Origin of the sequence: Hymenobacter sp. B1770 (genome assembly GCF_049896385.1) — a bacterium.
Lineage (GTDB): Bacteria > Bacteroidota > Bacteroidia > Cytophagales > Hymenobacteraceae > Hymenobacter.
In genome coordinates this window covers 242,957-266,081 of the sequence record NZ_JAFCUF010000004.1, presented here as the reverse complement: position 1 = coordinate 266,081, position 23,125 = coordinate 242,957, and the positions used below count along the sequence as shown (strand labels likewise).

Here is a 23,125-nt window from a genome sequence, read left to right as displayed (position 1 = left end):
GTTGCACTCTAATACGGGGGACTCAGCGGCAACTGGTAAGGCAACCATCGGGCTCGCCTACCTTTGCCGCATGACTACTGTTGCTTCTGCACCCGCCGTTTCGGCTGCGGCCTTGGCCAACCGGCCGATTGGCATGTTTGACTCTGGCATTGGCGGACTTACGGTGGCGCGGGCTGTGGCCCGGCGCCTGCCCCATGAGCGGATAGTGTATTTCGGAGATACCGCGCACCTGCCCTACGGCGACAAAAGCGCGGCCGCCATCCAGGCATACTCCGTCAAAATCTGCGACTTGCTGCTGCGCCAGCACTGCAAGCTCATCATGATTGCCTGCAACTCGGCATCGGCGGCGGCCTACGAACTGGTGCGAGAATACGTGGGTTCCAAAGCGCGGGTGCTGAACGTTATCGACCCCATCGTGGCGCACCTCGGCCAAGCGTACCCCGGCCGCCGCGTGGGCCTCATCGGCACCAAGCAAACCGTGAACTCCAACGTCTACAAAAAGAAGGTCGACGAGCTGGATGCCGACGTAGACCTGCACTCGCTGGCCACCCCGCTGCTGGTGCCCATGATAGAAGAGGGCTTCTTTCAGAATTCCATCAGCGACGATATCATCGCCACCTACCTGAGCCACGCCGCCCTGGCCGACATTGAGGCGCTGGTGCTGGCCTGTACCCATTACCCGCTTATCAAAGACCAGATAGCGCGCTACTACGCCGGCCGCGTTGACGTGCTCGACGCCTCCGACGTGGTGGCAGCCGATGCTGAAGCCTATCTGGCCGCGCACGGCCTGCTGGCCCCGGCCACGGCCACGCCGCCGGCCCACCATTTCTACGTGTCAGATTTTACCCGGTCGTTTGAGGAAAGCACCCGGATATTTTTCGAGCAGGAAGTGCATTTGGAGCATTATCCGCTCTGGGAGTAGGTCGCGGGTAGCTTTTTTGAGAGTGGTGAGCACATAAGCTTCTAAGCTCAACCAATGACTCTATCTTTGAAATTCGCTCTACCAGGATTTCACCATTTTATAGCTTTCATTTTCCACTTTTACTTTTTCTGATGAAACACCTTTTCTCAACGCGATTACGGTCAGGTTTGGCTGCTCTACTTATGCTGTCTCCAGCCGTGGCTTCGGCAGCTCCGTTCACTCCGGGCAATGTGGTGGTAGTGCGCGTAGGCGACGGCACCGCTTCGCTCAGCAATGCGGCTACTGCTACGTTCCTACTTGAATACACGCCAGCGGGCGTGCTGGTGCAGACCATCCCGTTGCCCACGGCCGCGGCAGGTACCAACAGCATCCTGACCAATACTGGTACCTCTACCTCAGATGCAGTGCTGACACGCTCCGTTAACGGAGCCTACTTGGTGCTGACCGGCTACGATGCGGTGGTGGGCACCGCTACCTTAGCAGCCACTACCTCTGCAACGAATAACCGCGTAATTGGCCGCGTGGCCGCCAATGGTACCGTGGACACCAGCACCCGACTCAATGACGGGTTCAGTGGTGGTAACATTCGCTCGGCTGCTACGGTCGACGGTTCGAGCTTTTATGCCATTGGCTCCAACTCTGGCGTGCGCTATGTACCTTTTGCCAATACGGGTGCTACGGCAACCGTTGCCCTGAACACGACTGCCCCGACTAACAACCGGGCGGTGGGTATTTATGGCGGTAATCTGTACGTTTCGTCGGCTTCGGGTGCCTTTTTGGGTGTTTCCCAGGTCGGAACTGGTTTGCCCACTACTGCCTCCCAGACCATTATCTCTCTGCCCGGCTTCCCCACTACCGCCAGTGCCCCTTCTCAGAGCCCTTTTGCCTTCTACTTCGCAGACCTGAGCACCACGGTGGCCGGCGTTGACGTAGTATATGTAGCCGATGAACGAACATCTGTGGATGGCGGCATTCAGAAATGGAGCTTGGTGAACGGTACCTGGACCTTAAACGGTGTCATCACCGGCGCTACTGCCACCGCAAACGGTGCAGCTTTGCGCGGGGTGAATGGCCAAACAACAGGTACTACGGTGTCGTTAATAGCAAGCGGTAGTAGTGGCTTGTATGTATTCAGCGACAATGCCGGCTACAACGCAGCTCCCAGCACCACGGCCCTGCCATCCCCCATTGCTACTGCGACCGCAAATACCGCCTTCAGGGGGGTAGCGTTTGCCCCAGTAGTGATTGCTTCGGCTACCCTGGCCAGCCAAGCCATGCCCGGCCTTACGGTAGCACCCAATCCAGCCACTGACCGCATCACCGTTTCGTTGCCTAAGACTGGTGCTGCTACGGTTGCCCTGCGCGACCTCACCGGCCGTGTAGTGCTGGTTCCCGCGCCCCTGGCTGCCGACCAGCAGCTACGTTTGCCCACCAGCCTCGCTGCAGGCGTGTATATGCTCGAAGTACAGCAGGGTTCAGTTAGCGCTGTGCGTCGCGTGCAGAAAAACTAATTGCATGAAAGCATGACCGCCTGTGGTCAGTTTCAAAGTCTGAGTTACCAAAAAAAGGCCTCTGCAGTTGCAGAGGCCTTTTTTGTTGTGAGTGTCTCGTCCGGTTATATGTTGACACTTTCCCGAAAGTTGTTATGCAAAACCCTTGTGAGCCGCGGGCGCGGCGTAGTCAGCGCGACTACAGTTTGCCCTTTACGTTGGCCGTGGTGGGCGAAGTGGGCCGCGGCGAGCTGAGCTACAAACAGGCCCAGCGGCGCTACGGCATCCAGGGCCGGAGCACGGTCTTGACCTGGTGCCGGCGTTACGCCACGCATTTCGTAACTTTTCAGGCCGGCGGGCCTCTTTCCCCCGCCGCTCCGCCCGCCATGGCCCCCAGCCCGGAACAGCGCATCAAGCAGTTGGAAACGCAGCTGCGCGAGCAACAGCGCCGGGCGGCCAAGGAATTGAAGGACGCCCAGGACCTGAATCTGTTGTTGCGCACGATGCTGCAAGTGGTGGAGGAGGACCACAGCATCCCGCTGCCAAAAAAGTCTTTCCGCCGGCCGTTTCCCGGCTGGTCGGCGAAAAAGCCCTGAGCTGTTCGCGCAGTTGCCGCCTCTACGGCGTGAGCCGGCAAGGCCTCTACCAGCGGCGCCAGCGCCGGGCCGCCCAGGCCCAGCGGGCCGTGCGCACGAAGCTGCCGCGGCTGGGCACGCGCAAGCTGCGGCACACCATCGCCCCGCGGCTGCGCGCCCAAGGCGTCCGGTGCGGGCGCGATGCCCTCTTCGCGCTGCTGCGCCAGCGCCAGCTGCTCGTGCCCAAAAAACGCAGCTACACCAAAACCACCGAGTCGCACCACCGCTTCTATAAGCACCCGAATCTGGTGAAAGGCACCCCGAAACCCACGGCACCGAACCGCTTGTGGGTCAGCGACCTCACCTACCTGCCCACCCGCCAGGGCACGGTGTACCTGAGCCTGGTCACCGATGCCTGTTCGCGGCGCATCGTCGGCCACCACGTCCACGCCAGCTTGCACGCCACCGGCTGCCTGGCCGCGCTGGCGTGCGCCGTGCGCGGGGCCGGCCCGGGGGCCACCGGCTGCGTCCACCACTCCGACCGGGGCAGCCAGTACGCCTGCGAGGCCTACCAGGCGGCCCTGCGCCAGGCCGGGCTGCGCTGCTCGATGACCGACGGCTACGACTGCTACCAGAACGCGCTGGCCGAACGGGTCAACGGCATCTTAAAAGACGAATTCCTCTTTGTGCTCCCCGACGACCTGGCCCAGGTCCGCTTGCTGGTGGACCAGGCCGTGCACCTCTACAACGAACAACGCCCCCACCTGGCCCTGAATTACTTCACCCCGAACCAAGTCCATTGGCAAGGAAAAAGCCCCGCCGGAAAATCCGGACGGGGCCCCTGCCTTATTTCTGTCAACGTTTAGCCGGACGAGACAAGTGCGGAGGCGAATCAGTGAACTGCCTATAGTTTTTCTTCCAACCACAAGTAGCCCGCCGCAAGTAGGAATAGACCAAAAAACCAGCCCGCTGGCCAGGGCTCCAGCACGTTTTCCTGCGAAATGGCGCTTGCGGCTGGCATGGCCAAAGCTCGGGCCCTGAAAGCCTGCTGGCGAGCTTGCCGCTCGGGGCCCTGCCAGGCCGAATCCGGGTAAACAAAGAAGCTATGAAGGGTGCGCCCCGGGCCGCGCACCCGGTGCCAGCCCGGAGCCGCGGGCCAAAACTGGGCAGTGCTCCATTCAGACAGGCGGGTGTCTTGTCGCAGGGCGAGTCGCACGGATGGGCCAGTTAAGGAACCCACGGTGGGCTGGCTTTCCGGGAGGGTAGCGGCTAGGTGCAGGGTGAGCGGTTGGGCAGCGCGGGGCCACCGGGAGACGGTGTGCCAGGCCGCTGCTGGCTGGGCAGGGGGCACGGCTGCGGTTAGCAGCTGGTTCCAAAAAGAGGCATACAGGGGCGCGCGGCCCTGCAAGGCCCAGCGAAAGGTTTCGGGCACTACCGAAACCACCACAAATCCCAGGCCCAAGCGGTGGCTGGCCGCTACCAGCGCCTGGCCTGGCCCGGTAACCAATGAGCGCAGGCCCACCGCCGGACGCAATTGGGCTGGCAGGGCCGCCCGCGCCTCAGGCGGGGCATTGGGCCAGGTAAGCACCTGTGGCACAGTCTGGGCAATGGCGCGGGGCACAATGGCAAACGCCGTGCGCCCGGGAGTAGCGCGGGGCAGGGGCGCAGCTTCGGCCAGCACCAGCAAGCCAAGCCGCCCGGCGCTAATGGCCTTTTGCACCGCTTGCGCCTCCGCTGCCGAGAGGGCGCCCAGTGTGGGGGCATCGGCAACCAGTACTTTATATTGGCTCAGCAGGGCGGGCATAAGCCGACTCAGCTCCTGAGTTGGTTGGTTCACAAAATCCGTTTGTACAAGCCCCCGGCTTACAGTAGTGCGCAGAGCCACCGGGTACTGCGCTTCGGCCAGGTAGTTTTTTAAGAATTTGAATTCGAACGCCGGCGTAGCTGTCAGCAAGAGCACGGCGGGCAGCTGGGTGGTAGTGACTTCCACTGGCAGCGGTTCGGCCGCAAGCATTTGGCCCGCCCGCCGGAGTTGCAGCTTATAAATAGCCAGGCCAGCCGTTTTGGGCGGGTAGCGGAGTTGGAAAGCCCCGGCACCAGCGGGCAGCCGCACCGAGTCGCGCACGGTGCCTGCGGCGCTCAGGTACACCCAGGCCGGTTGGCTGCTCTTAGGCGAAGCCACAGTTCCTTCCACCAGAAAGGTTTCGCCCAGGGCTATTTTCTGATTCCATAAAGCGGTGCGAAAGCCCAAGGGCTCAGGCGGAGCGTGCGCTTGCACTGCCACGTTGCCGAGGGCAGCCAGCTCGGCGCTGGGTAGGCCGTAGCCCACCACGTGCAGGCGGCGGAGTGCGGGCCGCTGCTCGGTCAGTGTGAGCAGGCTGGCCAGTGGTCGGGCTTGGGCAGGCGCGGGCATGCTGCCATGGTACCACAGCGGGGTGTTCGCACCCAGCCGCTGCAATAACTGCTGAAGCGTATCAGGCTGGTAGCCATCCGTGAGCAGAATGGCTTCGGCGCGGGCGGCGGGCCGCGGGCGCAATGGAGGGAAGGCCAGTAGCCACAAGGCGGCCGCCGCCACTGCGCCAGCCACTACCCGTGCTCCCCGCTGCCGCTTGCGGGTGCGCCGCCAAGCCATGATTATCAGCCCGAAGCCGAGTAGCAGGCAGAAAGCCAACAAAACATAATAACTGGTAGGATGAAGCGGCGTGAGTGGCAAAATGCTAACGGCTTAACTCTTGAAAATAACGCCGGGCCAGGCGGTTGGGAGCGGGTGGCGCCTGGGGAGTGGGGTGGGGCGCGGCCAGTAGGTCGGTGAGGGCCCGCTCCACAGGAAGGCGGCAGGCAGTGCAAGCGGGCCGGCCAGCCCGAATATCGGCCACCAGCTCACGCAGGGCACGCAGCGCTGGCAGGTACACACCGGGCCGCTGCAGAGCCGCGCCGGCCAGCACGGGACCAGCCTGTTCTAGCAGGAGGGCATCGGCTGGTTTGGTTTGGCTGGTGCCTGGGGTTTGGGCCAGCCAGCGCAGGGCGGCTCGCACAGTGGGCTGCGCAGCCGGCGCCGGCAGGTTTTGGTGGTTTTGGGGCACGGCAGCGCCGGCCAGGTCGCCGGTGAGGCGTAGGGTGGCTTCGGGCAGGGGCTGGAGCACGAAGCCAGCCTTTTTAACGTAGGCGCGGGTTTGCTGCTGCACTTCCTTCAGGAGGCGCAGGGCCTTGTACTCAAACGGCAGGGCCGCCGCGAGCTGGCCGGTGCGCAGGCGCAGCTCGGCTGCCCACATCTGGTCGAGCACTACGCGCAGCTTGGCTTTCACGGCGGGCTCCAGGAAATCGGCGGTTTCGGAGTCGTCGTGCTTGTGGATGTACGGGTCCATCAGCGCATCGGTTTCGGCGGTGGGCGATGCTTTGGCCGAAGTGCTCGGGGGCGTGGCGTGGTCGTGGTGGTCTTCGCCCGCGGGTTCGCTGGCGTGTTCGTCATGGTCGGCCCCTTCGTCCTCATCCTCGGCAATGGGCGAGTGCGGAGCGCTGGCCCCGATGCTGCCGCCCACTTCTTCGCCCATAAATTTTCCGTAGCGCAGGCGCAGCGTTTGCTGGTCGAAGCCCAGGTTGTTGGCGCGGGTGGCCACGGTGGCCGGGTCTAGTTTGGGCTTTTCGGCAATCAGCTTTTCAGTGTCAATGATGATTTGCCGCTGGCTGCGGAAGTAGGCGGGCGCCACCTTGATGCCCATGCCCATGTCGGCCGGACTGTCGGCTACGGCGGTGTCCTGCCACTGCACGAGGTAGGCGTCGGTGCGCGAAGAGTGCCCGGCGTTGTCGCGGGCCGATATGTAGAAGTACAGCTCATCGCCGTAGGTGAGGCCCAGCTTGGGCAGGTTGAGCTGGCTGCTCAGGCTGGTTTGCGAAGGCTGACTGCCAAGCCCCGTGCTCAAATCGCGCCGCACTTCCCTAAATTTTACGGCTTCGCCCTGGCCTTGGGCCACGGTGATAACCAGCTCGGCCCGGCTCAGACCGTAGTCGTCGCGCACGGTGGCGCGCACCGGCAGGTCGGGCCGCATGCCGAACTCGACCAGGGTGTAGGGCTTGGGCGTTTGAATGCGAATGACCGGCGCCTGGTCGGGCCGCACGTCAATGGCGTAATCATCGGAAACCGTGCCGGCGAAGCGCAGCCGATAGAGAGTGGAAGCCGCAAGGTTTTGCTCTGCGAAAAAGAAGCCCGCTTGCCCTGCTACCGGCTGCATGCGCAGTCGCTGCCGGCCAATTTCCACCTCAGGTACCGCACGGCTGCTTCCGCTCACTTGCACCTGCCACCGCACCCGCGACCCCTGCGGGCATTGGAACGAGGCCTGGGCGGGGGCGAAGGCAGCTTGCCGGGTGTAAGCTGGCGGCGTCACCAGCAGCTGGGTTGCGGCAATGCGGGCCGGCGTTTGGCCGGGCACTGGCGGCGGGCTATTGGGAAAGCGAACCACTACGCTGCCCGGCTTAGCCACCAGCGGCGCAGCCACCGGCAGCCGCCAAACCACCGCACTGGCCAGCAGCAGCAGGCCTGTTGCTACCAGCGCGGTCCGGTAGGCAACGGGCAGGGTCAGGGCATTGACGGCCCGTAACTCCTGCAGCCGCTGGGCCACCCGGCTCTGTTGCAACTGCTCCAGCAGGTTCAGGCGCTCGGAAGGCTGCAACAGCAAGCCGGTGCTGTCTTCAAGCGTGGGGAAAAGCCGGTCGAGCCGGGACGCGGTAGTGGCAGGCTGCACCTGCCGCAGTGGCCAAAGCAGTACTGCCACTACAGCCAAACCCAACACCCCCGCAATAGCCCAGACCCATAGCGCAGCAGGCCACTGCCGGCTAAGCAAGGTCAGCAGCAGCGCGCCGGCAACCGCCGGGAGCAACACGCAGCCCGCCCGCCGCCAAGCATAGCTGCGGCCCACCGAGCGGAGCAGCTGCCGGGCCGCAGCTATGCCCAGCAATTGAGTATCGGCTACTGGTTGGCTCATGAAGCAGAAGGTAAGGCCTGGTTTTCGCGGCGATAAGCCAGCAGGCGTTCGAAAGCAAACAGCAGCCCGGCCGCCAGGACCAGCCAGGGGAGGAGGTCCGTTTGCAGAACACTTTGAGGGGCAATGGCCTGCGCTGAGGGCGACTTAGGTGGCGTTGGTCCGGCATCTTGGCTGCTTAGCCGTAGCTGCGCAGGGTCGAGGGCACGTTGGTCGTGCAAACCCAGGGCCTTGTCGAGGGCAGTGGGTGGCCGGCTCGCAGCATCGGTGCTTTCGGGCTGCAGCAGGGCCAGCAGCCGGGCCGGAAGGGCGGGGCTGTTGGCCAGTTCGCTCCAGTTGGGGTTGAGGCGAGTGGCTAGGTAATGGATTGCTCCCTGGCCCAGCAGCTGGCGGGAAAGCACCGGCCGGCCCTGGCCATCGGTCCAGAGCGGGTAGGAGGCACCTCCTGTAGCCTGCGCGGGCAAGGGGCTGCGTTTGAAGATGGAAGCAGGAACTTCGTCGGCGGTGGCCGTTGCCAAACGCGCCTTGTCTGCCCTACCCGGCCCCACTGCCTCCTGCCACACCTGCGTGCCCTGGCCCACAGCAGCGCGCCAGGCCGCGGGCAAAGGGGCATCAGCTAGCCAAAACAGCCAGTCGGGACGGGAGGTGGGAGCGGGCGCTGTGGTGGTAGTGCTGATGACCATCGGCGCTAAAACACCGGCAGACGCCGCCCGCAGGCCTGCTTGCAGATAACGCGCATCGGGGGCGTAATCTGCCGTCGAGTAAATCACAATGCGCAACGGTTGGGTGCGTACTGGTATGGCCGGCGAGGCCTTGCCGGATGCCGCTCCTGCCTCACGAACTGGTTGCAGCTGATTGCCTGCAGTACCAGTTTCAAACCGGAAAGCAGGTAGCCCAGCCAGCCGCACCGTTCCGCCCGGCGTAGGCTTCTTCACCGACACCTGCCGAAAGCTTGTCTGGGTTTCGCTGCTTAGGCCCAGTAGCAATCGCATACTATCCCCGCGAATCGCAGCGGCCTGCAGCCAGGTTGCAGTAGCGGCGGTGGGCAGCACCTGCCACGTGACTTCGGACGGTAAGGGAGATTGAGTTCCCTGAAAACTACGTAATGAAGCGGGCGTTAGCACGTATAGCGGCTGACCTGAAAAAGTGCTGGTCGCTTGCCGAACCCGGGCCCATAGCACCCGCGACCCCAAAGGGGTAGCTGCCGCCAGCACGCGAGCGCTATCGCGCAGGCCCAATGAATCGGCCCGCAAAGCAGCCCGCGACACTTTCGGAAAGCCAGTAACCAGCCATCGCAGGGCGTAGCCGCGGCGGCGTAGCGAGTCAATGGCAGGGCGCTGGGCCGCGAAGGCCGGCGTGCCCAGCAGTTCGGGACTTACCAGGACCTGGCCCCGGCCAGCTGGCAGGCGCTGCCGCCACACCGGCCCCGCCAGCGCCACGGCGAGCACGGCCAGCAGCGCCGAGCGCAACAGCAGCAGCCACAATTGCTCGGGCTTCAGGTTGCGGAGACGGCGGTTGGCACCGGCTGCCAGCCAGCGCAGGCTGCCCACGGCCACCTCGCGGCCGGGCCGGCGGTTCCAGAGATGAATAAGCACCGGCACCGCAAGCCCCAGAAGGGCCAGCAGGGCAGCAGGTGTTAGAAGCGTGAACAAGGAAAGTCAGTCAGAATGAAGTCAGGACATGGACACTGAATATGTCCCAACAATTGCAGGATGGCCGGAAGGAATTCCAAACAGCCCTGCAAAGTAGCCATGCGCTTGCTTTCCGACTGGTTTGCCTGCCCCATTTGCCCTGTTGCTCGCGCAAAAGCGTGTCAACTCAGGTGTTGCCGCCCGCCGGGCAGTTGCCGCGTTGCGCGCAACGGCCTACAAGCCATTCAGAATGCCTCTCAAGTCGCGAGCTTTCTCCATGGTTCGGAATTCAGCCTGCAGCGTCCTAATGCGCACTCGGTCTTCGAGTTGGAGTTGGGTGCCCACCTGCTCGAAACGGGCGTTAAGACGCTCCAATACCAGATTGGCGCCTTCCCAATCTGTTTTCAGCCAGCGCTTGTGGCTCATGCGCGTCGACTCGATTAGGCGGCTGTATAGGTCGGGTAGGGTGCTGGCCATGGCCCGGTTGATGGGGGCGGTGGTGTTAAGCAGCTTGCGCTGCATGTCGTTCACGGCGCTGTTTCGCTCCTCACCGGCCAGCGGGATTTCAACTACGGGGTGGCCGTTTTCCGCGGCCCAGACTTTGTAGCGCGCTTTCTGCCCCAAATACTCGCGGCGCGACTGGTCCGTAAGGCTGTCGAGGGCACCATCCAGGCGCTTGGTCATGCGGGAGTAGTCATTCTCAATCGTGCCCCAGTCGAGCCGTACGGTAGCCATATTGAGCTCCAACTTGTCGTCGACCCAGTTGCTAAAGGTGCGAAGTTCCTGGTCCACGTTCATGGCTGATAGTTTGGATGTGGCCGGGGCCTTGGTGGAAGCCGGCGCTTTGGTGGTCGCGGCCGGAGCCTTGGCAGCAGGGGCTTTTGAGGTGGAAGCAGGGGTAGGTTTCGGGCTGGTAGTCTGTTGAGCAAAAGCCGAACTCGCCGCCAAAGGCAGCAACAAGGCAACCACCGCCATGGGAAGAAGAATGCGTTTCATAAATTGGTAAAAGAAAGCTATACGAGCGTCGGGCTACTAGACGCTAATAATGCTAGGCAATTTCCGGCCCAATTCCTGATAAGCACCGAAAAGAGTGCTTTGTCCGCCACTTACAACCCAGGGCTTTCCTGACTTCAAATTCAAGGATTAGCTCGACGCGTTGCGGCGGCGTAAGAACTCGCGCATGGCGTAGTCGAGCGGCTCGGCGGTGCTGAGCTGGTGGTAATCGAAGCCCTGGCGGCGCGCGGCCTGGGCGGTATCAAGCAGCCACTGCTGCAGCTGCTGCTGATAGGCCGGGCGCTGTTGGTCGGCATCGAGCTGCATGGTGCGCCCGGTTTCCAGGTCTCTAAAGGTGACGGCACCTTGGTAGCTGAAATTCAGCTCGTTATTTGCCATCAAGTGCAATAGCAAAACATCGCCGCTCACCGCTCGAAGTCGCGTGAGCAGGGCGTTAATCTCCGATTCTTCTTCGTACAAATCACTCACGCATACCGTGAGGGCGCGCTGGCGCCGGGCAGTGAGCGGGGCCAGCGTAGCGCTGTCGGGAAAGCCTCCGGCGGCCTCGGCTGTTTCCAGGGCGTGGTAGAGGCGGGGCAGCTGGCGGGTATCGGCGCGGGCGGGCAGGTGGCGCAGCCCGGCGGGGCTCAGGATGGTCAGGCCCACGGCGTCGCCCTGCTGCTGGGCGAGGTAAGCCAGCGACGCAAGCAGCAAGCGGGCGTAGTCGAGCTTGGTGAGGCCGTTGTCGTCGCGGTGGTTCATGCTGGCGCTGGCGTCCAGCAGCAGGTGCACGGTCAGGCTGGTGTCAACCTCCGACTCGCGCAGGTAGTAGCGGTCCGAGCGAGCGGCCAGGCGCCAGTCGAGGCGGCGCAGGTCGTCGCCGGGCTGGTAGGGGCGGTACTGGCTGAACTCCATGCCAGCGCCGTGCCGCCGGCTGGCGTGCGCGCCGTTGAGGAAGCCTTCGGCCGCTTGCCGGGCAGCAAGGGACAGGTTGCGCAAGCCGTGCAGGAGTTCGGGAGAAAGCATGAGTAGCGCAGACTTTCAGTCCGCAAATTGAGTAAGTAATGAAGAGGCAGCGAACTCGCGGACTAAAGGTTCCTTGGGGTACAACCCTCCGGGCACGGCCCACCGGGTACGACCGCGCTACACCGCTACGGCTTTCAACAATTCTGCTACCGCATCGTCGGCGGTTATATTCTCCGCTTCGGCGTTGAAGTTGAGCAACACCCGATGCCGGAGCACCGGCGGGGCCAGCGTGCGGATATCTTCCAGCGTAGCAGCAAAGCGGCCGTGCAGCAAAGCCCGCGCTTTGGCACAAAGTATAAGCGCCTGCCCAGCTCGCGGCCCCGCGCCCCAACGACCATAGTCCTGGATAAACTTCACTTCCGAGGTGGCCGGGCGCGTGGCCCGCACCAGGCGGTTTACAAAGCTCATTAGCTCGGGGCTGATGCTGACCTGACGCACCAGCTGCTGGAGCTGGCGGATGTCGGCACCGCCCAACACGGGCTGCACTTGCTGGCCGGCCGCGCCGGTAGTGCCGCGCAGTACGGCCAGCTCCTCATCGGCGGTGGGGTAGCCGATGCGCACGTAAAGCAAAAAGCGGTCGAGCTGGGCTTCGGGCAGCGGATAGGTGCCCGATTGCTCAATGGGGTTCTGGGTGGCCAGCAGGAAGAAGGGCTTGGGCAGCGCGTGCTCAGTGCCGGCGTAGGTCACGTGGCCTTCCTGCATGGCTTCGAGCAGGGCGGCCTGGGTTTTGGGCGGCGTCCGGTTTATCTCGTCGGCCAGCACCAAGCTTGCGAAGATGGGCCCTTGGTTGAACTTGAACGAGCGGTGGCCAGTGCCGTGGTCTTCCTCCAGCACCTCGGTGCCGAGGATGTCGGTGGGCATCAAATCAGGCGTGAACTGAATGCGCCGAAAGGGCAGGTCGGTGGCCGCAGCCAGGGTGCGCACCAGCAACGTTTTGGCCAGGCCGGGCACGCCTTCCAGCAGGGCGTGGCCGCCGGCCAGCAGGGCCACCAGCACTTCGTCGAGTACGTTTTCCTGGCCGACAATGACTTTGCCGATTTCGGCTTTCAGCACCGGCAGCTTGGCCAGGAGGGGCCGAATTTGTTCTTCAGTCAAGAGAAAAAGCGAAAATTAGGTTAGAAACAACAGCTAGGAAGTCTGATGATTATTAATCAAGAGGCTTATCATGAATTTGTTAAACTTTCAAAATAAGATGATAGATGTCCTTTGCTTCAAACTTATGATTAGATAGGATTGCAATAATAGAATGTATTTCGTGCTGTATTAAATGCTTTGTCTAATCTACTTACTGTCATGTATTACCTCAAATCTACAATCCAGTTCACAGTAGCGGCCTTTTTGGTAGCTGCATCAACGGGGCAGGTTGCCGCGCAACTTCCTGCCGAGCCGGTAGCTGGGCAACCCATTGCTGCGATTCAGCCTCGCCGAAACGCGATTCGTCTGGATATGGCTAGCGTATATGTAGCGAATTTTTTGTATCAGTTTGATGGGCACTCAAGCTTTGTGTTCCCGGTACTGACTTCCTACGAGCGACAGGTCAGCGAGCGATTCAGTGCAGTAGTTGAAGGACTACTAAATGGCGGCGAACCCGCCGAACGCCGGACAGGAATAGCCTTACAGGGCCGTTATTACTACCAGCGTCGTCAGCCCAAAGCTTCGCTGACGGGCTTCTATGTGGCGCCGATGCTGAGCTACCGAACCTTGGTTGCGAATAAAAACTACCTTATTGCAAATCAGCGTTTTGTAGGAATAGGAGCACTGGCCGGTTGGCAGGCAACGCCGCGGCCCCAGTCGCGCATATTTATTGACGTTGCACTAGGCTTGATGACGTGGCATAACATAGGTGCGAAAGCCGACGTCAGCTACCGCAGGCCGAGTACTCCATTTCATTCGCGGACCTATTACGAAAGACGTCAGGTCGTACTCGATGGTCGCCTAGGCGTAGGCGTTCGGTTATAAATCAGTTACGTCAGCGCATAAAGCAGAATATTGACCCCAAACTTGGTGTTGTCTTCGGCCAGAAAGCGCTTGTTTCGGAAGTCATAATCCCACTCGCAGCCGTAGTCTTTGTTGGAGTATAGCACGCCGATGCGGCCTTTGATTTCCACGGCTTTCAAGTAGTCGTGCACCAGGTCGTCGCCCCAGCCGTTGAGTTCGAAACCAGTGTTAGGCGGGCCGTCCTTGAACTTGAAAAACTGCGAGTAGATGGGGTGGGTCTTCGGGATTTTCTTGAGGGCACCGGCCCCGAAGCACTGGCGCATCTGCTCTTCGAAGGAGCGGGCAAACAGACCGTCGATGTCGTGGTTGCAGTCGTCGACGAACACAAAGCCGCCGTTGCGCACATACTGGATGAAGTTCTTTTTCTCAGCCGCCGAGAATTGCACCAGCCGGTGGCCCGATAAGTAGCAGAATGGGTAGTTGAACAGCTCCGGGCTGTCCAGGGCCACTACTTTTTCTTTGGGGTCGACGGGCACGGTGGTGTACTGCACCAGCGAATGCAACAAATTGGCCGGCATTCGCTCGTCCACCGCATCCCAGTCGCCGGATTGGTACTTCAGGCGGACAAACGTGAAAGGGGCAGCGGGCACAGGTAGCGAAGTAAGCAAGTAGATGATTGGAGCGCGGGCAAGCAGACCTCGGTGGTGATAGTCGGGCTCAAAATAATTGAGTTGCTTTTTCCGTTGAAATCAGGCAAAGTAACGGGGATTTCGAGCAGTTATTCGATGATCCGCAACTTTTCATTGGCCTACTGCCGTACCAAAAAGCTATGCTGGACCTCTGCTTCATTCCTCGCAGACAGAGTCCGTTACCGAAAAAGGCCCTGGCTCCCATTATCCAATACTTTATATAATTCTATGAAAAATACTTTTTTTATCTTGCTGCTTACCATGTTTTTTGTTCCGCTGGCCAATGCCCAGCTGGGTGTAAAAGGCGGCTTAAATGTGGCCGAGCTCACCGGCCGCGAGGGAGAAAGCTCGTCCTACAAAGCGTTTTATCACGTCGGGGTTTTTTACGAAGCCAAGGTACTAGGGCCCCTGGCCATCCAGCCGGAAGTGCAGTACTCGGTGGCGGGAGGCAAGCTAAAATCAGCCTTCACTAATTACGACAGCGAGTTGCACTACCTCACGGTTCCCGTGCTCGCCAAACTCACCGTGGGGCCGGTATTTGTGGAAGCCGGGCCGCAGTTTGGGGTGTTGCTGAGCGCCGACCAATCGGGCAAAATGCAGGTGGGCCTGGCTCCCGATGGCACCCCCGCCTACGGCAACGAGTCGCGCCCGGCCACGGGTAGCTTTAAGCGCGGCGACTTCAGCTTAGTAGGTGGCTTCGGGCTTAAATTGGCCGCCGGCTTCTCGCTGGGCGGCCGCCTCGTGGCCGGCCTCAACGACATCAACGACGCCAAAGACCTTTCTGGCATCAGCGACCCGCGCTTGCAGAACCGCGTGTTTCAGCTGTACGCAGCCCTGCAGTTCGGGGGCAGATAGAGGGAGGAGGACGTTGCACCAGTCCGTCTAGAGCGGGTGGACCGGTGCAACGACACGCTTTTATAGATTACTTAAATAAAAGAGCCCCATGCTGAGCGAACCGTAAGGCGCCTCAGCATGAGGCTCTCTTTGTGCTCATCAAAACAATTCCGGTTTACACTGCGTCGGACAAGCTGGTGAAGGTGAAATCGCGGATTTTGAGCGGTGGCACCAAGCAGCCCGCCAGCCGCTGGGGCTTGCCTATGGCCTCAATGTTGTTGAGCATGATGATAGGGCTCTCGTTGAAGCGCAGGTTCTTGATGGGAAATTTGATTTTCCCATTCTCGATGTAGAACGTTCCGTCCCGGGTCAGGCCCGTGTAAAGCAGCGTCTGCGGGTCGACCTCACGGATGTACCACAGGCGCGTTACCAGGATGCCTTTGACGGTGCTTTTGATGAGTTCATCGGTGCTTTGAGTGCCGCCTGCCATGATAAAGCCGCCAGGGAAGGCCGTGGCCGGTACATTACTTTTCTGCGCCCAAAAGCGGGTGTAAAAAAGGTCTTTGACCACGCCTTTCTCAATCCAGGTCTGGCGCTTGGTGGGGAGGCCGTCATCGTCGAAGGCATTGCCGGGCACCTCCACGTTCATGGGGTCGGAGTAGATGGTCACCCGTTCATCAAACAGCTTTTCGCCCTTGCGATTGCCGCCGCCCTTTTTGCTGAGGAAGCTGCGGCCTTCGTCGGCCTCTCGGGCGCCCATGCCATACATAAGCCCGCCGAGCAGCGACAGGTCATCGCCGGCCATGAGGGCAGCCGGCTCCAGAATCACGGTGTACTTGCCGGGCTCAATGGCCTTCGCATTCACCGAATTCAGCGCCTTGTTGGCGGCGCGTTCGGTGAGGCCCTTGGCGTTGAGTTTGGCAGGGTCGGTCACATCGGCAATGGCATAGCCGGAGCCTTTGCCATCGGCCGTGCGCACCGTCACCGAGAAGTCAGTATTGGTGGATTGTTGATAGGCTTCCAGGCCCTTGGAGTTTCGTTTGGCCACAAACCGGGTGCCGCCATCCAGAAATCCGGCGGCGCTGAGGTTCTTGGCGGAACAAACTGCCATGCTTTCGGCCGCGGCTTGGGCGCGGGTGGCCGCCGTAAGGAGCGTAGGGGCCAATGAAGGCGGGCTCAAATACGTTTGCGGGCCAATAAACGACACATATTCCGGGCTTTCGGGGGCTAGCTTGGCAATTTCCTCGGCGCGCTGCACGCAGCGGCGCAGAGTGGCATCGTCGAATTCGTTGCAGGTGGCCACGCCGCTGCGTTTGCCAAAGCGCGCCTCAACGGCCAGGGACACAGAGTCCTGAGCGCCGGCCGTGCTCACGCTGTTGCGGGCGTAGCGGATGTTGCCGGCGGTGCGGCCCCGAAGCGAGGCCTCGCATTCATCGGCAGTGCTGTATCTGAGGACCTTTTTAAGTAAAGTTTGGGCGTCGTCTTTGGAGAGAATAGCCATGATGGATTTGCAGGATGTGAAAGGTGAAAAACTCCCCTCCTCGTCTGAGGAGGGGAGTGGGGGCGTCCCAGCGCTAAACCTTGCGGGCCGTGTTGATGACGTTCACGCCATTGAAGCGGGTAGTGGCCGAGCCGTGGCTCACCGAGGATACCTGCGAGGGCTGGCCTTTGCCATCGAAGAAAGTGCCGAACAGGCGGTAGTCCGACTGGTCGCACGAGCCCGCGCAGGCTCCCCAGAATTCCTGGGTATTTGACTGGTACGCCACGTCCTCCAAGGGCTCCGTGATTTTGCCTTTTTCGATGGCAAAGAACAGCTGCCCGCCGAACTGGAAGTTGAACCGCTGCTGGTCAATGGAAAACGAGCCCGCGCCGGCAATGTAAATTCCCTTGTCAACGCCCTTCACCATCTCATCGGGGCTCATTTTGGCTTTGCCGGGGCGCAGGCTGATGTTGGGCATGCGCTGGAACTGCACGTCTTCCCACGACTGCGCATAGGCGCAACCATCGGATTCCTTCTGGCCCACGATGTGGGCCTGGTCCCTGATTTTCTGGTAGTTCACCAGCTTACCGTCTTTGATAATATCCCACTCACGCGTTTTCACGCCCTCGTCATCGTAGCCCACGTTCCCCACCGAGCCGGGCTGCAGCTTGTCGGCCACAATATTGACTGCTTTCGAGCCATAAGGCAGGTTTTTGGCCTTCCACTCCAGCGTGGCGAAGCTGGTGCCGGCAAAGTTGGCTTCGTAGCCCAGCACGCGGTCCAGCTCCGTGGGGTGGCCCACCGATTCGTGGATGGTCAGGCCCAGGTGGCCAGGGTCTAGCACCAGGTCATACTTGCCGGGCGTGACGGATTTCATCGTCAGCTTGGCCTTGGCCTGTTTGCCGGCCAGCGCCGCATCGGCCAGTATGTCGTAGCGCAGCTTGTAGCCGATGGTATCGGTGCCCTGCGGGCCGCGCACCTGCTCCGCTGCGTTGGGCGTTAGGTACTCGAAGCCCAGGCCGACCGGCGCACTCAAGGCCTCCCGCGAGCGGAACTTGCCCGACTTCGTGTCCACAGCCGTGGCGTTGAACGTCGGCCACAGCCGGTGAATATCCTGGTCGATGTAAGAGCCGTCGGTGCTGGCGAAGTACTTCTGCTCATTCACCTGAAACAGCACCGAGTTTATGTAATTGGCTCCGGCATCGAGTGCGGCGGCATTGGCAGCCAGCAGCAGGTCTACTTTCTGCTTAATGGGCACCTCAAAAGCGCTTTGCTGAATGGGCGTTTTCCAGCTCACCTCACCGTAGCCCTGTTGGGCAGCCAGCTGCACGGGCTCTTTCATCACCAGTCGGTTGGCCTTGGCAATTTCAACTGCGGCGCGGGCCGTAGCAGCCAGGCTGTCCTCGGTTACTACGCTGGTCGAGGCGAAGCCCCAGCAGCCATCTACCAGCACCCGAATGCCTACTCCGTAGCTCTCGGTGCTCTGGATGTTCTGCACCTGTTTCTCGCGGGTAAATACATACTGGTTGAGGGAGCGCCCAATGCGCACGTCGGCGTAGCTGGCGCCGGCCGTTTTGGCGGTGTTCAAAGCCGCGTCGGCCAGTCGTTTTTTCACGATGACATCGGCGCCGGGCTCTAGTAGGCGGGCGGGGTCGACAGACGTGTGGCCAAAACCCGGCAGGCTCGGGAAAAATAGCCCACCAGCTGCCAAGCCGGTAAGTCCTACAAAGTCGCGTCTTTTCATGTTTTGCAGAATGGGTGAAGGTGTGGGTTTTGGTGGTAAAACTATGATTTCAGTTGTTGACGTTATTTAATTTGAAAATCAGGCCTGACAACTGGTAAGCAGCAACTGATGAATTGTTTATGGTGTAAGCATGGTGCCGAAAGCACCTTTCTGCTCAAATGATTTCATAATTTGTTCCTCCAGCGGGGTGCGTTTAACCACCGCGTTGTTTTGCCAGAAAGCAGGGTCGTAGGTGGTTTGCTTGATGAGCGCCAAATCTACTTCGCCGCCCTTGGCCGGAGCGTAGGCTACGCTGGCCGCCGGGGTGGGCTGGCCGTTGTAGCAGTAGGCAAATGAGGCCACATGAATGCGCATATCGGCTTTCATCAGGCGGCCCAGGTCGGTGCGGTAGTCTACTTTGAGGTAGTCCAGCGTAGCCGCGCCACTGGGCCGGGGCGCAAATACCCATTCTATTTGCGTGACTTCGTTTTTGAATTTAAAAATCGGATTGTTGGACTTGGTGTGAAAGCCAGTAGTTTCGAGCCGCACGCGCAGCAGCTGACGGGTTGCTTCGTCGATAACCATGCTGCCCCGGGAGAAGCCATTGGCGTTGTTCGACTTGTTGGCAAAGCCAATTTCAATCAATTGCTGGGCCCCGTTTTGTGTCACGCTCAGCAGCTTCAGCTTTAGGTAATCGGCTACGTGCAGGCCAATAATGCTTTCTTGCTTAACGCTGTCATCTGCCGGGTTGTATAGTCCGTACCGCTTGGTATAGAGCGAGAAATTATTGAAGCTAATCAGTGCCTTTTTCTTGGCGAACCGGGCCTGGGCGAGCGCCGTGCCGCCCAGGCCCGAGTTACTAGTTTCGGCGTTCCACACCATTTCCTGCACCTCGGTGGGGGCATCGTCGAGCCGGGTTACCTGGCGGTAGAAAGCCTGGCCGTAGAGCTTTCGGTCGTAGGTATGGCGCAATTGCCGGTAGGCCTGCGCAATCAAGTCGCTGAGGTAGCTGCCCACCTGCACTTCAGGCAGTAACACGGAAGTTGGTTGCAAGCGAATTTGAAGCGTTTGCGTTGCAGTCACGGCCACTGTATCGCGTTGGTGGCCCAACTCCGACACCACCAGCTTGCCCGGCAGCGCCATCCCGCCAATTTCAAACTCGCCCTCGGCGTTGCTGGTGGTGCCCAGCGTCGAGTTCAGCACCGAAATGCTGGCGTAGGGCACGGGCTGGCCGGTGCTGGCATCAAGCACTTTGCCGGTGAGGCGCTGCTGCGCGGCCGCGGGCAAAGCGGTGGTAGCCAGCAGCAAGCCAGAAAGTAAAAATTGCTTCATCGCAAATCCAAATTAGCCCGGGGGGCCGCAAGATAGGTGCATTTAGCCTGGGTCCGAAAGCCCTGATGCAACGGATGGGCCACCGGTTGCTTGCGACGCGCCGAAGTGCACAAAAAATCCCCCAGCTAGTTATGGCTGGGGGACTGAGCAATGAGATTTCGACTTGGTAATGCCGACGCGCGGACTCGCAGAGAGTCCACGCTACGAGCTTACACCGCGTCGGAGAGGCTGGTGAAGGTGAAGTCTCGGATTTTAAGCGGCGGAATCAGGTTGCCGCCCAAGCGCACTGGTTTACCTATTGCTTCCAGGTTGTTGAGCATGATGATGGGGCTTTCATTGAAGCGGAAGTTCTTCACCGGAAACTTAATCTGCCCGTTCTCGATGTAGAAGGTTCCGTCGCGCGTCAGGCCGGTGTAGAGCAGCGTTTGCGGGTCAACCGGGCGGATATACCACAGACGCGTCACCAGAATGCCTTTGGCAGTGCCTTTGATGAGGTCGGCGGTGCTTTGGGTGCCGCCTTCCATTATCCAGCCACCGGGAGGGGGCAGGTCGGGGATGCCGGCTTTCTGGGCCCAGTAGCGAGAGGAGTAGAGGTTTTTTACCACGCCTTTCTCAATCCAGGTCACCTTTTTCTGGGGGCGGCCATCGCCGGAAAACATTAGGTCGGGGATTTCGGCGTGCATGGGGTCCGAGTATATCGTCACCCGCTCGTCGAACAGCTTCTCGCCCTTGCGGTTGCCGCCGCCCTTTTTGCTGAGGAAGCTGCGGCCTTCGTCGGCGTTGCGCGCATCGAAGCTTCTCATCAAGGCGACCATCAACGACGTGTCGACGTTCGAAACCAAGGCGTTGGGCTCCAGAATCACGGTGTACTTGCCCGGCTCAATGGCGCGGGCTTTCATCGAAGAAGTAGCCTTCTCGGCCGCCACGCGGGTGAGCCGGGCGGCGTCGAACTTGCTGGCGTCGGTGTAGTCGGCGGCGGCGTAGCCCGAGCCAGTGCCATCGGGTGTGCGCACTGTCACGCTGAATTCCACATTGGTGAACTGCTGGTAAGCCTCCAGCCCTTTGGAGTTGCGCCGGGCCACAAAGCCTGTTGAGTCTACCAGAAAGCCAGCAGAGCTGACCTTTTTTTGGTCGCAGAGCGCTGTGCTGGCACCTATCTGGCGCGCCCGGAAGTCGGGGTCGATGGCGGCCGTAGCAGCGGCGAACGATTTGCTATTATCCTGGTATTGCTGCGGCCCCAGGAGGGGCATGTACTCGGGGCTTTCGGGGGCGAGCCTGGCGATTTCTTCGGCGCGCTGCACGCAGCGGCGCAGCGTGGCCTCGTCGAACTCGTTGCAGGTGGCCACGCCGCTGCGCCTGCCAAACCGGCTTTCCACGGCCAAGGATAAGTTGTCGACGGCACCGGCCGTGCTGATGGTGTTGCGCGCCGAGCGCACATTGCCACCAACTTGGCCATTAAGAGAAACCTCGCACTCGTCGGCCTTGCTAAAGCTCAGCACCCTTTTCAGGATGGTCTGAGCGTCGTCTTTAGAGAGAATGGACATTAGGCTGTAAAATTCGGAATTGAGAAAAACTCCCCTCCTTATTTAAGGAGGGGATGCTGGCGCGATGCGCAAGCTGGGGTGGTTGGACTCGTTGCACAATGGACAAACGAATCCCGTGGGTATCGTTCGGATGTCGCTCAATGAGTTCAACCACCCCCGTCCGAGCCTTGTGGCTCGAACATCCCCTCCTTGGTAAAGAGGGGAGTTTGACCGTTCAGTAACTACCCGATTTTGCGGGCGGTGTTGATGACGTTCACGCCGTTGAAGCGCGTGGTGGCCGAGCCGTGGCTCACGGCCGAGCTCTGCGAGGGCTGGCCCTTGCCGTCGTTGAAGGCACCCATCAGGCGGTAGTCGGACTGGTCGCAGATGGCCGAGCAGGAGTTCCAGAATTCCTGGGTATTGGCCTGGTAGGCCACGTCCTCGAGCATCTCGGTGATTTTGCCTTTCTCGATGGCGTAGAACACCTGCCCGCCAAACTGGAAGTTGTAGCGCTGCTGGTCGATGGAGAACGAGCCGTTACCGGCGATGTAGATGCCTTTGTCCACGTTCTTCACCAACTCGTCCACGCTCAGCTTGCCTTTGCCGGGCTGCAGGCTCACGTTGGGCATGCGCTGGAACTGCACGTCCTGCCACGACTGCGAATAGCTGCAGCCGTCCGACTCGTTCTGGCCCACCATGTGGGCCTGGTCGCGGGTTTTCTGGTAGTCGACCAGCGTGCCCTCCTTGATGAGGTCCCACTGCTTGGTTTTTACGCCCTCGTCGTCGTAGCCCACCGCGCCCAGCGAACCGGACTGCAGCTTGTCAGCCACGAAGTTGACCAGCTTAGAGCCATAAGGCTGCTTTTTGGCTTTCCACTCCAGCGTGGCGAACGAAGTACCGGCGTAATTGGCCTCATAGCCCAGCACGCGGTCAAGCTCGGTGGGGTGGCCCACGCTCTCGTGAATGGTCAGGCCCAGGTGATGCGGGTCAAGCACAAGGTCATACTTGCCGGGTGTCACCGACTTGGCCGTCAGCTTTTGCTTCACTTGCTTGGTAGCAGCGGCCACGTCTTCCAGCATGTCGTAGCTGTTTTTGTAACCCACTACATCCGAACCGGCGGGGCCGGCAATCTTATCAGCGGCCTTCGGAGTGAGGTACTCGTAGCCCATGCCCATGGGCGAGCTGAGCGCCTGCCGCGTCCTGAATTTGCCCGAGGCCCGGTCAATGGCCGTCACACCGAAGCTGGGGTAGATGCGGTGAATGTCCTGGTCGATGTAGGAGCCGTCGGTGCTGGCGAAGTACTTCTGCTCATTCACCTGCTGTATGGTGGAGTTGACAAAGGAAGCTCCCATATCCATTGCTTTTGCATTGACGCTCAACAATAAATCAACCTTGTCTTTAATTGCAACTTCAAACGCGTTTTGCTGGATGGGCGTCTTCCATGCTACCTCACCGTGACCTTTCACAGGCGCCAGCTTCACTTGTTCCTTTTGGACCTTGGCGTTGGCTTTGGCAATCTGCACGGCCAGCTGCGCGGCTTTGGCAATGCCGGCTTCGGTTACCGTGTTGGTGGAGGCAAAGCCCCAGGTGCCGTTCGCAATCACGCGTACCCCAACACCGTAGCTCTCCGTGCTCGAAATGCCCTGCACTTGCTTCTCACGGGTGAATACATTTTGGTTGAGGGAGCGGCCAATGCGCACATCGGCGTAAGTGGCGCCAGCCGTTTTGGCGGCGTTCAAGCCAGCGTCGGCCAGGCGCTTTTTCATGGCCGCGTCAACACCCGGCTCCAGCAGGCGGGCCGGGTCAACCAGGTTGCCCGCGAAGGCGGGGACACTGGGAATAAAGAGGGCGCCAGCCGCTAGGCCGGAAAGTCCCACAAAGTCACGTCTTTTCATTGGTTCAATAAATGAATGGCCGGATAGGCCAATGGGGTATTGCTAAAGCGGGAATGAATAAAAGACCGCATGAGAAATAAAACTGCATTCGTTCATTC

The 23,125-nt window shown here is 60.6% G+C and carries 17 protein-coding genes; 5 read left to right on the top strand and 12 right to left on the bottom strand.

Going from position 1 to position 23,125, the window contains the following annotated elements; all coding sequences use genetic code 11:
* Window positions 1–70: 70 nt before the first annotated feature.
* From murI to ACP7AJ_RS10310, 3 genes are all read left to right on the top strand, one after another.
* The gene (murI, locus tag ACP7AJ_RS10320; RefSeq protein WP_426060116.1) at window positions 71–922 is read left to right on the top strand and encodes a glutamate racemase; all 852 of its coding nucleotides are present in this window, start codon (window positions 71–73) and stop codon (window positions 920–922) included.
* A gap of 182 nt (window positions 923–1,104) precedes the next feature.
* Window positions 1,105–2,433 (top strand): T9SS type A sorting domain-containing protein, encoded by a 1,329-nt coding sequence (locus ACP7AJ_RS10315; protein ID WP_426060115.1) that lies wholly within the window; start codon window positions 1,105–1,107, stop codon window positions 2,431–2,433.
* Window positions 2,434–2,567: 134 nt separating this feature from the next.
* Window positions 2,568–3,853, top strand: a protein-coding gene (locus tag ACP7AJ_RS10310; RefSeq protein WP_426060114.1) for an IS3 family transposase whose coding sequence is annotated in 2 segments (ribosomal slippage) — window positions 2,568–2,948 and window positions 2,951–3,853 — 1,284 coding nt in all. Because the reading frame shifts where the segments join, the coding sequence is not laid out codon by codon here.
* 38 nt (window positions 3,854–3,891) lie between these two features.
* Here ACP7AJ_RS10310 and ACP7AJ_RS10305 read toward each other — a convergent pair.
* From ACP7AJ_RS10305 to ACP7AJ_RS10280, 6 genes are all read right to left on the bottom strand, one after another.
* Complete coding sequence (locus ACP7AJ_RS10305; protein WP_426060113.1) at window positions 3,892–5,661, bottom strand: hypothetical protein; 1,770 nt, start codon at window positions 5,659–5,661, stop codon at window positions 3,892–3,894.
* Window positions 5,662–5,704: 43 nt separating this feature from the next.
* Window positions 5,705–7,966 (bottom strand): DUF4175 family protein, encoded by a 2,262-nt coding sequence (locus tag ACP7AJ_RS10300; protein ID WP_426060112.1) that lies wholly within the window; start codon window positions 7,964–7,966, stop codon window positions 5,705–5,707.
* Window positions 7,963–9,615: a BatA domain-containing protein gene (locus tag ACP7AJ_RS10295; protein ID WP_426060111.1), complete on the bottom strand. Its 1,653-nt coding sequence runs from the start codon at window positions 9,613–9,615 to the stop codon at window positions 7,963–7,965. Before ACP7AJ_RS10295 ends, ACP7AJ_RS10300 begins: the two co-directional genes overlap by 4 nt.
* Before the next feature lie 213 nt (window positions 9,616–9,828).
* Window positions 9,829–10,590 (bottom strand): hypothetical protein, encoded by a 762-nt coding sequence (locus ACP7AJ_RS10290; RefSeq protein WP_426060110.1) that lies wholly within the window; start codon window positions 10,588–10,590, stop codon window positions 9,829–9,831.
* A gap of 147 nt (window positions 10,591–10,737) precedes the next feature.
* Window positions 10,738–11,613, bottom strand: coding sequence for a DUF58 domain-containing protein (locus ACP7AJ_RS10285; protein ID WP_426060109.1), 876 nt, complete (start codon window positions 11,611–11,613; stop codon window positions 10,738–10,740).
* Between the two features lie 117 nt (window positions 11,614–11,730).
* Window positions 11,731–12,708, bottom strand: a complete 978-nt coding sequence (locus ACP7AJ_RS10280) for an AAA family ATPase (RefSeq protein WP_426060108.1) — start codon at window positions 12,706–12,708, stop codon at window positions 11,731–11,733.
* A 198-nt stretch (window positions 12,709–12,906) separates the two neighbouring features.
* On the opposite strand from ACP7AJ_RS10280, the gene ACP7AJ_RS10275 reads away from it, so the two are divergent.
* Window positions 12,907–13,572, top strand: a complete 666-nt coding sequence (locus ACP7AJ_RS10275) for a hypothetical protein (RefSeq protein WP_426060107.1) — start codon at window positions 12,907–12,909, stop codon at window positions 13,570–13,572.
* 5 nt (window positions 13,573–13,577) lie between these two features.
* Here ACP7AJ_RS10275 and ACP7AJ_RS10270 read toward each other — a convergent pair whose 3' ends face one another.
* Window positions 13,578–14,201 carry a DUF4159 domain-containing protein gene (locus ACP7AJ_RS10270; RefSeq protein ID WP_426060106.1) on the bottom strand — a complete coding sequence of 208 codons (624 nt, stop codon included), beginning with the start codon at window positions 14,199–14,201 and terminating at the stop codon, window positions 13,578–13,580.
* A 267-nt stretch (window positions 14,202–14,468) separates the two neighbouring features.
* Here ACP7AJ_RS10270 and ACP7AJ_RS10265 point away from each other — a divergent pair, with 267 nt between their 5' ends.
* Window positions 14,469–15,095, top strand: a complete 627-nt coding sequence (locus tag ACP7AJ_RS10265) for a porin family protein (RefSeq protein ID WP_426060105.1) — start codon at window positions 14,469–14,471, stop codon at window positions 15,093–15,095.
* 154 nt (window positions 15,096–15,249) lie between these two features.
* Here ACP7AJ_RS10265 and ACP7AJ_RS10260 read toward each other — a convergent pair whose 3' ends face one another.
* The 5 genes from ACP7AJ_RS10260 to ACP7AJ_RS10240 all read right to left on the bottom strand — a co-directional run bounded on the left by ACP7AJ_RS10260 (window position 15,250) and on the right by ACP7AJ_RS10240 (window position 23,027).
* A complete protein-coding gene (locus ACP7AJ_RS10260) occupies window positions 15,250–16,575 on the bottom strand; it encodes a TldD/PmbA family protein (protein ID WP_426060104.1) in 1,326 nt (441 codons plus the stop codon).
* A gap of 73 nt (window positions 16,576–16,648) precedes the next feature.
* The gene (locus tag ACP7AJ_RS10255; protein ID WP_426060103.1) at window positions 16,649–18,298 is read right to left on the bottom strand and encodes a TldD/PmbA family protein; all 1,650 of its coding nucleotides are present in this window, start codon (window positions 18,296–18,298) and stop codon (window positions 16,649–16,651) included.
* 117 nt (window positions 18,299–18,415) lie between these two features.
* The gene (locus ACP7AJ_RS10250; RefSeq protein ID WP_426060102.1) at window positions 18,416–19,609 is read right to left on the bottom strand and encodes a carboxypeptidase-like regulatory domain-containing protein; all 1,194 of its coding nucleotides are present in this window, start codon (window positions 19,607–19,609) and stop codon (window positions 18,416–18,418) included.
* Between the two features lie 209 nt (window positions 19,610–19,818).
* Window positions 19,819–21,153 carry a TldD/PmbA family protein gene (locus ACP7AJ_RS10245; RefSeq protein ID WP_426060101.1) on the bottom strand — a complete coding sequence of 445 codons (1,335 nt, stop codon included), beginning with the start codon at window positions 21,151–21,153 and terminating at the stop codon, window positions 19,819–19,821.
* A gap of 221 nt (window positions 21,154–21,374) precedes the next feature.
* Window positions 21,375–23,027, bottom strand: coding sequence for a TldD/PmbA family protein (locus ACP7AJ_RS10240; protein ID WP_426060100.1), 1,653 nt, complete (start codon window positions 23,025–23,027; stop codon window positions 21,375–21,377).
* Window positions 23,028–23,125: the final 98 nt, after the last annotated feature.